Below are 11,962 nucleotides of genomic sequence, written 5' to 3'. Positions count from 1 at the left end.
GTGTACCCCTCCGCCCGGAGGAAGGGCGGGCTCGCCGCCGAGAACGCGCGGAACGCGGCGAACTGGGGTCTGACGGTGATCCCCTCACCGGCGAGGACCCGGTCCGCACGCCGCCCCTGCTCCACGACCTCGACGGAGTGGACGTCGACGTCGACATCACCCCTCCGGCGCAGCCCGGCTCCCTCTCGCTCTCCGTCGCCGCCGACGCCGTCGACCTCGCCGAGTCGGGCTCCACCGCCCTCCAGCGCCGGTTCACGGGCGGGCTCCCCACGGTCACCGTCACCGACTCGCGCGTCGGCGCGCAGAACGACTGGTACGTCCTCGCCTCGGCGAGCGCCCTCACCGGCGCGAGCGCCTCGATCGGAGCCGACCACCTCGGCTGGACCCCGCGCCTGATCACCGGCACCGGCGCCGTCGCGGGCGATCCGGTCGCCTCCTCCCTCGAGGGCGGCGCGGGCCTGCGCGACGCGCTGCTGCTCGGAGCCGCCGGCGGGGCCGGCACCTGGAGCGCCGACGCCGAGCTGCGGCTGCTGGCCGAGCCGGACGTCGAGGCCGGCTCCTACCGCTCGACGATCACGCTGTCGCTGTTCGCCTAGGCGCGGACCAGCGCAACGGCCGGGGACCGCGCCCCGCGGTCACTCCTGAGCGACCGCGACCGCCACGACGAGCGCGGAGTGGACCGTCGGCTCCGAGACGGCGAAGTAGCGGCTCGAGCCCTCGATCCAGGCCTCGGTCGCACCCTCCCTGGTGCGGAAGCGGACGGGCTCGTCGCTCGAGGTCCCACGCCCGTCGGCCTTCGCGACCGCCTGCGAGCGCAGATCGGCGAGCACCTGCTCCGCCGTCGTCGCCCCGGAGGCCACGCGGTCGCGGACGGTGCGGGCGCGCACCGCGTCGATCCCGATGTCGCGTCCGGTCGCCAGCGCCGCGACCACCGCGCCGTCGCAGTGCGCGATGCTGATCCGCATCCGCTCCAGCGCCGGGTGCTCGCCGCCGAGCACCGGGCGGCCGTGCGGTCCGGAGCAGCGCTCGCAGCGCGCGTCCACGGCGACCTCGAGGGGATCGATCCCGAGCGTCTCGGCGGCAAGCTCGCGCACGAGGACCCGGCCGAGGAGGAAGCCGTCCCGGACCTCGCGCCGACTCGTCGCCTCGTAGCGCAGGCGCTCGGCGAGGGTGAGCAGGCGCAGCATCCGGTGGCGGGCGGAGTCGAGGACCTCGGGCCGCGCCCAGCGCAGCTGCACGTCGTCGGTGGCGAGGAGGGGGAGTCCGGTCATGCCCCGGACGCTACGCACGCCAGGCGACATCGGCGTGACGGGAGGGTGGCCGGAGGGAGACGGGCCGCTGTTGACTGGGAGGCGTGCAGACCTTCCTCCCCTACCCCGACTTCCACCGCAGCGTCCGCGCCCTCGACGGCAAGCGGCTCGGCAAGCAGCGCGTCGAGACGCTGCAGGTCATGCGGGCGCTGACCGTCCCGGGGTACGGCTGGCAGAACCACCCCGTCACGCGGATGTGGCGGGGCTACCGGCCGGCGCTGATGACCTACCAGCGCGAGACCTGCGCGGAGTGGACGGAGCGCGGCTTCGCCGACACGTGCCTCGTGAAGACCGAGGAGGCCCTCGCCGCCGCCCCGGAGGATCTCGCCGCCTACCTGACCGGCGACTACCCGCTCCCGCCGTGGTTCGGCGACGAGCGGCTGCACCTCTCGCACCGCTCGAAGCTCGTGGCCAAGGACGAGGACCACTACGGCCCGCTGTTCCCCGGCACGCCGCCGGGGCTCGACTACCTCTGGCCCGTCGGCGCCTGAGCTCAGGCCGCGGGCGGGCGGAGGAACGGGATCGCGATGCGCGGACGGAACACCTCGCGCTGGTTCGCCTTCACCAGTCCGCAGATGATCAGCACGAAGTGCACCAGCCAGAGCACGGCGAACAGCGTGATCGGGATGCCGATCGGGTAGAAGCCCTTCGCGAGCGGGGTGTCGGAGGCGGCGAAGAGCAGCACGACGTGCGCGCCGAGCGTCACGACCCCGATCAGGATCACCGTCAGACCCCAGTTCGCCGCGTTCCGCGCGTTCTCGGCGGCGAGCCCGCCCTTCCTCCGGGCGGAGGGGTACACGGACGCCATGACGATGCCGCCCACGATCAGGCTGAGGAACGGGATCCCGATGAACGCGAGGAAGCCGAGAGCGCACGAGAGGGCGCCCGTGGGCGGTGCGGGGACGGCCTGCGGGGGGGCGACCGGAGCGGCCTCCGGGGTCGTCGCGTCGGCCGGTCCGGGGTCGGAGGAGGGGCTCGCCATGCCGACAGCCTAGGGAACACCGTCCCCCGGGTCGCGGTCAGGGTCTTTTCAGGCCTCTGGCCGGGCCTTCGTCTTCGGGGGCTCTCGGGTTAGTCTGTCGAGGTTGACCTGCCGCACGGAGCGTGCAGGGCGTCGGCCGCGGTCGTCGCAGCATCCGGGGGGATTCGCGAAGGAGAAGGTTTGGCGTCCGACAGAAGGACCACCGGTGGTGTGGTCAAGGCGATCGTGGGCTTCCTGGGCATGAGCGTCGTGGCCGGAGTCCTCGTGACCGCCACCGTCACCCCGGCTGTGGCGCTCGCCGGAGTCGCCGCGAACCAGTCGATCGGCGTCTTCGACGGCCTGCCCGACTACCTCGAGGTCGACAAGCTCTCCGAGAAGAGCAACATCTACGCGACCGGCTCCGACGGCCCGCAGCTGCTCGCCTCCTTCTACGTCGAGAACCGCGTCGAGGTGCCGCTCGACCGCATCGCCCAGGCCGCCAAGGACGCCGCCGTCTCGGGTGAGGACCCCCGCTTCTACGACCACGGCGGAGTCGACCTCCCCGGCACGCTCCGCGCCGTCGCGCAGACCTACGTGCTCGGCAACGACGTGCAGGGCGGATCCTCGATCACCCAGCAGTACGTGAAGAACGTCCTCGTCGAGAAGGCCGTCCGCAACATCTCGGACGACGCCGAGCGCGCGGCCGCGATCGACGAGGCCACCCGGACCTCCCCCGAGCGCAAGCTCCGCGAGATGAAGCTCGCCATCGGGCTCGAGAAGCAGTACACGAAGGACCAGATCCTCCAGGGCTACCTCAACATCGCGTTCTTCGGAGGCACCACCTACGGCCTCGAGACCGCCGCGAACTACTACTACGCGACCTCGGCCGCGGACCTCTCGATCGCCCAGGCCGCGAGCCTCATCGCGATCGTCAACAACCCGGCCGTCCTGCGGATCGACCAGCCCGACAACCCGGACAACGGCGCCGCGAACGGCTACGCCCGCAACAAGGACCGCCGCGACTACATCATCGGCAAGATGCTCGAGGAGGGGAAGATCTCGCAGGAGGACCACGACGCCGCCGTCGCCGCTCCGATCGAGCCCCGCATCACTCAGCCCAGCACCGGCTGCTCGACCGCGGGCAACGCGGGCTTCTTCTGCGACTACGTCACCAACGTCCTGAAGAACAACGAGATCTTCGGCGCCGACGAGGACACCCGCTGGACCAACTTCCGCCGCGGCGGCCTCGACGTCTACACGACGCTCGACGTCGGCCTGCAGGACGCGGCCGTCGCCGCCGTCGACGCGCAGGTCCCGCAGACCTGGAACTTCGACGTCGGAGCCGTCTCCGTCAGCGTCGAGGTCGGATCCGGGCGCGTGCTCGCGATGACGCAGAACAAGAAGTACTCGCAGGATCCGGACGTCCTCACGACCGACCCGTCCTACAGCGCCGTGAACTACAGCACCGATCGGGCCAACGGCGGATCCTCCGGGATCCAGCCGGGCTCGACCTACAAGCTCTTCACCCTGGTGGAGTGGCTGAAGGAGGGCCACAGCATCAACGAGTCGGTCGACGGGACGCGCAAGTCCACCTGGGGCACCTTCACGGACTCCTGCGTCTCCGGCGGCACCGACACGAGCAACGAGACGAGCGCGAAGAACGACGAGGGCGGAACCGGCGAGGTCGGCACCCCGGTGTCCTTCACGAAGACCTCCCTCAACACCGGCTTCGTCGGCATGGCCCGTGAGCTCGACCTGTGCGGCATCCGCGACACCGCGGTCGACATGGGCGTGAAGCAGGGCAGCGGCGAGGAGCTCGAGCACAACCCGTCGTCGGTGCTCGGCACGAACTACGTCTCGCCCCTCTCGATGGCCGGCGCCTTCGCCACCATCGCCTCCGGCGGCACGACCTGCGACCCCGTCGCGATCGACCGCATCACCGACTCCGCCGGAGCCGACCAGCCGGTGCCCCCGGCGAACTGCCGCCAGTCGATCGACCGCAACGTCGCCGCCACCGCGGCCGTCGCGCTGCAGGCGACCTTCACCGGCGGAGGGACGGCCGTGGCCTCCCGCACCGGCGACGGCGTTCCGCTGATCGGCAAGACCGGCACCACCGACGACGCGAAGGCCACCTGGATGACCGGAGCGAGCACCCGCGTCGCGACCGCCGTCGGCGTGTTCAACGTGAAGGGTGACGCGAACCTGCGCCTCGGCCGCTACTCCTTCGACTCCGGATCCGCCGCCACCGCGCGCCACCGCATCTGGCCGGTCGTCATGCGCGCCGCCGACGCGACGTACGGCGGGACGGCGTTCCCGGAGGCCGACGGCTCGCTGCAGGTCGTCCCGAAGGTCGACATCCCGGATGTCGTCGGGCTCTCCTCCGCCGACGCCGAGGCCAAGCTCGAGGCGGCCGGCTTCGGCGTCGTGCAGGGCGGCACGGAGGCGAGCGACGCCGCGGTCGGGACGGTCACCCGCGCCGACCCGTCGGGCTCGGCCCCGCGCGGCACCGCGATCACCGTGTTCACCAGCTCCGGCAACCAGAAGACCGTGCCGAACGTGACGGGCCAGGACCTGGAGGCCGCGAAGAACGCCTTCGGCGCCGCCGGCTTCACGAAGATCACGCTCGCCTGCGCCGAGGACCCGAAGGCGCCCGACGCCGGCCAGGTCACCGGGCAGGAGCCGGCCGGCGGCTCCCCCGTCGCTCCGGACGCCACGCTGAAGGTGACGATCACCGCGAAGAAGTGCCCCTGACCGGCGCCTGACGGCTCGTGAGAACGCGTCCGGCCCGCGAGGATCCTCGGATCCCGCGGGCCGGACGCGTTCCTGTCGGACGACGGCGTCGGAGCCGGGGCTACTGCCCGCGGCCCCGGATCGCGCCGACGATCGCGACGGTCGCGAAGTAGACGATGAGGGCCAGCACGCCGAACGAGGCGAGCGCCCCGCTGGCCTCGGCCCAGGGCCGTCGCTCGTCCGTCATGGTGCCGGGCATGACGATGTCGAGGGCGAACATGCCCACCGCCAGGGCGAAGCAGACGAGGCTCAGCACGAGCAGCGCCCGGACCGCCTTGCCCACGGGGTCGTAGTAGCGCGGGTTCGACATCGTGCCTCCGGTTCTCGTGCTCTCGTGTCTATCCCGCCCGGACCGCTGTGGCAAGCCGTGGGGACGCGGAGACCCCCGCCCCTCCCCCTCCGCGGGCGCCGCTCGCGACGACGGGCGGTGCCGTCGCCACGAGCGGTCTCTCGCGGGAGGATGAGGGACGGGGGTCGGAGCGGGACCGGCTACGCGGCCAGCGGGAGGGCGGCGGCCGAGGTCACCAGCAGCTCGCCGCCGACGGCGTCGACGCGGACAGCGCCTCCGTCGGAGACCTCGCCGCTGACGAACAGGTCGGCGATCCGGTCGTCGATGGAGCGCTGGACGAGGCGGCGCAGGGGCCGGGCGCCGTACTGCGGCTCGTAGCCGTTCTCGGCGAGCCAGTCGACGGCCGCCTCCGTCACCTCGAGCGTCACCTCGCGGGGAGCGAGGCGGGAGCGCGTGGTGTCGAGGACGATGCCGACGATCTCCCGCAGCTGCTCGCGGCCGAGGCGGCGGAACAGGACGATCTCGTCGATCCGGTTGAGGAACTCGGGGCGCATCGCCTCGCGGAGACGGCCCATGACGCGATCCCGCAGGTCCTTGTCCGAGGCGAAGCCCTCGGCCGACGCATCGCTCTGAGCGACGAAGCCGAGCGCACCCGACCGCGAGGCCAGGAACTCCGAGCCGAGGTTCGAGGTCATGATGATCACCGTGTTGCGGAAGTCGACCGTCCGCCCCTGGCCGTCGGTCAGACGCCCGTCGTCGAGCACCTGCAGCAGCAGGTTGAACACGTCGGGGTGCGCCTTCTCGATCTCGTCGAAGAGGACCACCGAGTACGGGTTCCGGCGCACGCGCTCGGTCAGCTGACCGGCCTCGTCGTAGCCGACGTACCCGGGAGGGGCGCCGACCAGCCGCGAGACCGTGTGACGCTCGCCGAACTCGCTCATGTCGAAGCGGATGACCGACTGCTCATCGGCGAAGAGGGAGCCCGCGAGGGTGCGCGCCAGCTCCGTCTTGCCGACACCGGTCGGGCCGAGGAAGAGGAACGAGCCGACCGGGCGCGAGGAGTCGCCGAGGCCTGTGCGGCTGCGACGGACAGCCCGGGCGACCGCGGTGACCGCGTCGTCCTGGCCGATGACCCGCTGGTGCAGCTCGGTCTCGAGGTGCGCGAGGCGCTCGCGCTCCCCCTCCGTGAGCCGCGACACCGGGATGCCGGTGGCGCGGGCAATGACGGCCGCGATCTCGGTCTCGCCGACGACCGCTTCCGCGGGGGCACTGCCGGTGGCCGCGTCGAGCTCCGCCTGCACGGCGCTGATCTCGTCGCGGACGCGGGACGCCTCCTCGTAGTGCTCGGCCGAGACGGCCGCGTTCTTGTCGGCCTCCAGGGTCGCCAGACGCTCGAGCAGAGCTCCGGTGTCGACGCCGGCTCCGAGGCGGAGGCGGAGGCGCGCGCCGGCCTGGTCGATCAGGTCGATCGCCTTGTCGGGCAGCACGCGGTCGGTGAGGTACCGGGCCGAGAGCTCGACGGAGGCGCGCAGGGCCTCGTCCGTGAAGCGCACGCGGTGGTGCTCCTCGTAGGCGGGGCGCAGGCCGTGCAGGATGGCGACCGCGTCCTCGATGCCGGGCTCGCCAACGCGGACCGCCTGGAAGCGCCGCTCCAGTGCCGGGTCCTTCTCGATGGTGCGGTACTCCTTGAGCGTGGTGGCGCCGACGAGGTGCAGCTCGCCCCGGGCCAGACGCGGCTTGAGGATGTTGCCCGCGTCCATGCCGCCCTCGCCGCCGCCGCCCGCACCGACCACGGTGTGGACCTCGTCGATGAAGACGATCAGCTCGCCGGAGTGCGCCGCGATCTCGTCCATGGTGCCGGTGAGGCGCTCCTCGAAGTCGCCGCGGTAGCGGGTGCCGGCCAGCATGCCGGGGAGGTCGAGCGAGATCACGCGCTTGCCGCGCAGCTGCTCGGGGACCTCCTCCGCCACGATCGCGCGGGCCAGGCCCTCGACGATCGCGGTCTTGCCGACGCCGGCCTCGCCGACGAGCACCGGGTTGTTCTTGGTGCGGCGGCTGAGGATCTCGACGGTCTGCTCGATCTCGTCGGCGCGCCCGATGACCGGGTCGAGCCGGCCCTCGCGGGCGAGAGCGGTGAGGTCGGTACCGAACTTGTCGAGCAGCGGAGTGTCGGAGGCGGGCTGTCCCGCCTCCTGCTGCTGCGGGGCCTCGGTCTCGCGCATGCCCTGGGTGAGGGCCTCGGCGGTGACGCCGGCGCGGGCGAGGACCTGCCCGGCGGGGGCGTCCTGGCCGAGCACGAGCGCGAAGAAGAGGTGCTCGGGCTCGATGTAGGTCGAGCCGCTGGAGCGGGCGACCTGGTAGGCGTGGAACAGCGCGCGCTGCGCGCTGGGGGTGATGGTGGCCGCGTTCTGCGAGGCGTGGGCCTCGTCGGCCTGCGGGAGGCGCGCCTCCGCGGCGGTGGCGATGGCGGCGGGGTCGACGCCGATGCGGCGCACGGCCTGCGAGACGGTCTCGTCGTCGATGAGCACGCGGAGCACGTGCAGGGCGTCGAGCTCGGTCTGGCCGCGCTCGAGGGCGAAGCGTCCTGCGGACTGCAGGATGTCGCGGGTACGGGCGGTGAGGAATCGGCTGAGGTCGATCGACCGCGCCGCGCGGGCGCGCTCACCGTCGAGGTAGCGGGCGAGGAAGTCGTCGAACGAGCTCGCTCCGGCCTCGCTGTAGTTGTCGGGCACCTGTCCTCCTGAGGAAGTTGAGTCGGTTACGCTCAAGTTCAACGCAGGGGTGCCGTTCCTATTCCCGCCTCTCCCCCGCGAGATGCCGCTTCGGTCCGCGGCACACCGCGGCGGGCGTTCCGACCGGCGTCTCGCGGGGACGGGAAGAGGCACGGACTCCGGGGAGTCCGTGCCTCTCTGCGCCGACGCGCATTTCCTCCGGGGTGGGAGCTCTAGGGGACGAGGTAGCCCGCCGCGCGGAACAGCTCGTACCACTCCGGCCGCGTGAGCGGCAGATCGGAGCCGAGGGCCGCATCGCGCACGCGCTGCTCGTTGGTCGTGCCGAGCACGACCTGCATGCCCGCCGGGTGGCGGGTGATCCAGGCGGTGGCCACGGCGATCGCCGGGACCTCGTACGTCGCTGCGAGCCGGTCGATGACGGCGTTCAACTCGGGGTAGGCCGGGTTGTCGAGGAAGACGCCGGTGAAGAACCCCGCCTGGAAGGGCGACCAGGCCTGCACGGTGATGTCGTTCAGGCGGCAGTAGTCGAGGATGCCGGCGTCGCGCATGACGGACTGGTCCTCGCCGACCATGTTGGAGGCGACACCCTGCGCGATCAGCGGCGCATGGGTGATCGAGAGCTGCAGCTGGTTCGCCACGATCGGCTGGTTCAGCGACTTCTTCAGCAGCTCGATCTGGTACGGCGTCTGGTTCGAGACGCCGAAGTGCTTCACCTTGCCGGACGCGTGCAGCTCGTCGAACGCGCGGGCCACCTCATCGGGCTCGACGAGCGCGTCGGGCCGGTGCAGGAGCAGCACGTCGACGTAGTCGGTGCGCAGCGCCTTCAGCGAGCCCTCGACCGAGGCGATCAGATGCTCGTACGAGAAGTCGAAGTAGGGGCCGTCCGGGACGATGCCCGCCTTGGTCTGCAGGACGACCTGCTCGCGCTCCGACGGGGTGAGCGCCATCGCCTCGGCGAAGCGCTCCTCGCAGCGGTGCAGCTCGCCGCCGTACACGTCGGCGTGGTCGAAGAAGTCGATGCCGGAGTCGCGGGCGGCGCCGACGAGGCCGCGGATCGCCTCGTCGCTCATCTCGGGGATGCGCATGAGGCCGAGGACGACGTTCGGGGAGTCGACACCGGAGGTGCCGAGGGGGACGTGCTTCACAGGGAGTGCTCCTTCGTTGGATACCTCGTCCAAGGTAGGCGCCCCGCCTGGGCGCCGTCCAATAGGGGGTGCTGGTGCGATTCATCCGGCGGAGTGGTCAATCGGCGGAGGGTGTTCAGCCTGCAGGAAGAACGTGCTGCCCGGGCCAGGATCCCGCGGCAGGACGGGAGCTCTCCGTCGTTCTTCCTGAGTTGTGAACGGCTTGTCCGACCGCTGGGACGGTGGAAGGCTGCCGCCATGACGATCGAAGTGCGCCCCGCCACCGTCTTCGAGGACGTGGCGACGATGAACGGCCCGAAGCAGCCCGCCGCGAGCGTCTGCTGGTGCCTAAGCTACCGGCTGCACTCCTCCGTCGAGAACCGCTCTCTGCTCGGACCCGCCCGCGGCGAGCGGATGCGCGAGCTCATCGCCCAGGATCCTGCGCCCGGCGTGCTCGCCTACGACGGCGACGAGGTGGTCGGCTGGGCGGCCGTGCACCGGAGGGCCGACACCAGCTACGCGAAGAACCGCCGCATTCCCCACGTCGACGATCTCGACGTGTGGAGCGTCTGGTGCATCCGCGTCCGTCCCGGCTTCCGCGGCCGTGGGATCTCTCACGCCCTCCTCGAAGGCGCCGTCGAGTTCGCTCGCGTCCACGGCGCACCCGCGATCGAGGGCTACCCGGTCGACAACGCCGGCGCTCGGGTCGAGGAGACGATGGCCTACGTCGGCACGCGCCCGCTGTTCGAGCGGGCGGGCTTCGAGAAGGCCTCGGACACGACCTCGGTGCTCGACGGCTTCCCCCGGGTGCTGATGCGCTCGGCCTTATGACACGATGCCAATATTCTCGTAACGGTAGGAGTCATTCGCAAAGACGTGGCCGGTGCTACCACTTCCCACGACCGACCCAAATCTCGCGCAATGTAAGCGGGGTCCCTAGCGACTAAGCATGCTGGACCCGCCGCCAACCAGGATGAGCTCTTCAAGCTCTGCGAGCACGGATCGCAACTCCTCTGGCATTTCTTCCACAAGAATATTTCTACTTAAAGAATGAGAGTTCACGGTTCGCGCTTGCCGCGCCTGAAGTTTCGCGTTTACTGATCGCAGCACAAGCTTTGCATCAGCCAAAGCGAGCTTTCCTGTCGCAGTCGACCAGGTGAGCTCAAACTCACTATCTGCGCGTTCCAGGACCGTCAGGTCTGCGAGCGAACCCGAACCGCCAACGTTCGACTTCTTCTCCGATAACCTTTGGGCGACAAGAGTCCTCCGCGCTTCGTCTCGACCGGCCTCCACCGCCTCAGTCAATAACTCGTCGGCATCGCTGTAACTTATTTTCGAAGCCTTGGACAGCGCTCCCGCATCAAGAACATAATTTTCGAGTTCCCGCCGCTGCCAAATGTGCGCTCGCGCTCCAGCCTCTTTGATCTTTGCGAGCTCGAATTCGATGGCTGCATCTGAACGCAAGTCATTGTCAAGAATCACGAATGTTTTGACGGCGTTCCCGAGTGACGTCATCGTCTCGGAGAATGCGCCCACTCGCCAGTTTTGACTAAAGCCTCCCAGTGGGATAGTGGCGTAGGCATCCGACCTGGCTATCGCATGCTTCCCGGCTTGTCTCGCGAGGTTCGCAATCACGGGGGCATCATCGCCTTCCACGAACAGAACAACATTGCTTCGCAGCGCTCTTCCAACCCCAAGTTCAAATCCGCTTCCAAGCCGCCTTCCGACAATGCTCAGAGCACCATCAGCTTTGGGTCGCTCCGAATTGCGGCGACCACGGTCGACCCACACCGCGCTTCCAGGTTCAGCTTCGGCCAAGATTTCGATGCTGTGGGTAGCGACAACAACTTGCCGATCCGCCCCAAACAGGACCCGCGCAAGTCGACGTTGGAGGTCGGGATGAAGGAATACGTCGGGCTCGTCTAATACAATGATTGGCGCTTGGCGCAATCGCCAAATGTGATAAAGAGCTTGAAGCCAGATTTGAATGCCGTCGCCCGCCCAAGCGATCTCTCGCTCGTGTCGCGCAGAGCCCTCCGCATAAAAAAGATCCAGTTCGTCGTCCTGCGATGCATGCGATCGAGCTAGCGAGAGCGACGACACTTCGGGGGTATGCCGACAGACGAATGACTCAAAATCGGTCCAGGCATCAGCCTCCAATGCGTACAAGGCATTGCGAAAGTACCTGCTGGAACTCTTCGCCGTCAGGTTCTTCGCGAGAGTCTCCGCCCCCACTACTCCTTCCCGCTGTTCAAGCGGTGTTAGAGTCGGCACGACCGAGATGTCGGGTACCAGCTCCCGAGCTGCCGCCGTCAGGTTAGTCCCGAATCCGTCCCGAGGGAATATAAAAAAGACCCCAGGCGGTGCAGGCTCGCCTTCTTGGTCATCGCTCGCGTCTGCCCAAGCGATAATCAAGAGGGTCTTGTCTCTAAGTGTTACCTCAATTCGTGTTTCCTGCGAGCGGAAGTCAAATCTTATGTTGTCCGTCGAGAAAGCGGCAGCATCAATCGCCGCTCCAGTAAGGACCCATCCACGAGTTGGTCGCCCGAAGACAGCACCAACGGTATTCGGACGAACCCTTCTGGCACGTGGAATCATCGCCACAACCAGTCGAAGCGCTCCGAGAACAGTTGATTTTCCAGCATTGTTTGCCCCGATCAGAACATTCGAATGCCGTAGTGAAACCAAATGATTCTCAAAACCCTTGTAATTCACCAACCGGATAGACTTGATTGATGGCAATTTGGAGGACATTG

At 69.1% G+C, this 11,962-nt stretch carries 10 protein-coding genes; 4 read left to right on the top strand and 6 right to left on the bottom strand.

The window, feature by feature from the left end:
• Positions 1–596, top strand: a 596-nt coding sequence (locus tag C5C37_RS15245) for a hypothetical protein (protein ID WP_219814496.1), incomplete at its 5' end; no start/stop codon positions are given.
• A gap of 39 nt (positions 597–635) precedes the next feature.
• Here the strand turns inward: C5C37_RS15245 and C5C37_RS15240 are convergent.
• Positions 636–1,271 carry a 4'-phosphopantetheinyl transferase superfamily protein gene (locus C5C37_RS15240; RefSeq protein WP_104247717.1) on the bottom strand — a complete coding sequence of 212 codons (636 nt, stop codon included), beginning with the start codon at positions 1,269–1,271 and terminating at the stop codon, positions 636–638.
• Positions 1,272–1,354: 83 nt separating this feature from the next.
• Here C5C37_RS15240 and C5C37_RS15235 point away from each other — a divergent pair, with 83 nt between their 5' ends.
• Positions 1,355–1,801, top strand: a complete 447-nt coding sequence (locus tag C5C37_RS15235; RefSeq protein ID WP_104224363.1) for an MSMEG_6728 family protein — start codon at positions 1,355–1,357, stop codon at positions 1,799–1,801.
• Positions 1,802–1,803: 2 nt separating this feature from the next.
• Here C5C37_RS15235 and C5C37_RS15230 read toward each other — a convergent pair whose 3' ends face one another.
• Entirely contained in the window at positions 1,804–2,292 is a 489-nt protein-coding gene (locus tag C5C37_RS15230) for a DUF4870 domain-containing protein (RefSeq protein WP_104339199.1), read from the bottom strand.
• Between the two features lie 180 nt (positions 2,293–2,472).
• Between C5C37_RS15230 and C5C37_RS15225 the strand changes: the two genes are divergently transcribed.
• Entirely contained in the window at positions 2,473–5,022 is a 2,550-nt protein-coding gene (locus tag C5C37_RS15225) for a transglycosylase domain-containing protein (RefSeq protein ID WP_258063707.1), read from the top strand.
• Between the two features lie 100 nt (positions 5,023–5,122).
• Here C5C37_RS15225 and C5C37_RS15220 read toward each other — a convergent pair whose 3' ends face one another.
• From C5C37_RS15220 to C5C37_RS15210, 3 genes are all read right to left on the bottom strand, one after another.
• Positions 5,123–5,371, bottom strand: coding sequence for a hypothetical protein (locus C5C37_RS15220; protein WP_104224361.1), 249 nt, complete (start codon positions 5,369–5,371; stop codon positions 5,123–5,125).
• Positions 5,372–5,550: 179 nt separating this feature from the next.
• Positions 5,551–8,082 (bottom strand): ATP-dependent Clp protease ATP-binding subunit, encoded by a 2,532-nt coding sequence (locus C5C37_RS15215; RefSeq protein WP_104339198.1) that lies wholly within the window; start codon positions 8,080–8,082, stop codon positions 5,551–5,553.
• Between the two features lie 212 nt (positions 8,083–8,294).
• Positions 8,295–9,227, bottom strand: a complete 933-nt coding sequence (locus C5C37_RS15210) for an aldo/keto reductase family oxidoreductase (protein WP_258061406.1) — start codon at positions 9,225–9,227, stop codon at positions 8,295–8,297.
• Positions 9,228–9,464: 237 nt separating this feature from the next.
• Between C5C37_RS15210 and C5C37_RS15205 the strand changes: the two genes are divergently transcribed.
• Positions 9,465–10,037, top strand: a complete 573-nt coding sequence (locus C5C37_RS15205; RefSeq protein ID WP_104339197.1) for a GNAT family N-acetyltransferase — start codon at positions 9,465–9,467, stop codon at positions 10,035–10,037.
• Positions 10,038–10,142: 105 nt separating this feature from the next.
• On the opposite strand, the gene C5C37_RS15200 is transcribed toward C5C37_RS15205, so the two are convergent.
• Positions 10,143–11,960, bottom strand: a complete 1,818-nt coding sequence (locus tag C5C37_RS15200; protein ID WP_104339196.1) for an ATP-dependent endonuclease — start codon at positions 11,958–11,960, stop codon at positions 10,143–10,145.
• Between the last annotated feature and the right edge of the window lie 2 nt (positions 11,961–11,962).

The organism is Rathayibacter sp. AY1F9 (assembly GCF_002932155.1).
In the GTDB taxonomy this organism is placed as follows: domain Bacteria; phylum Actinomycetota; class Actinomycetes; order Actinomycetales; family Microbacteriaceae; genus Rathayibacter.
Note: the sequence above shows the minus strand (reverse complement) of the source record. Positions and strands in the feature narration are given on the sequence as shown.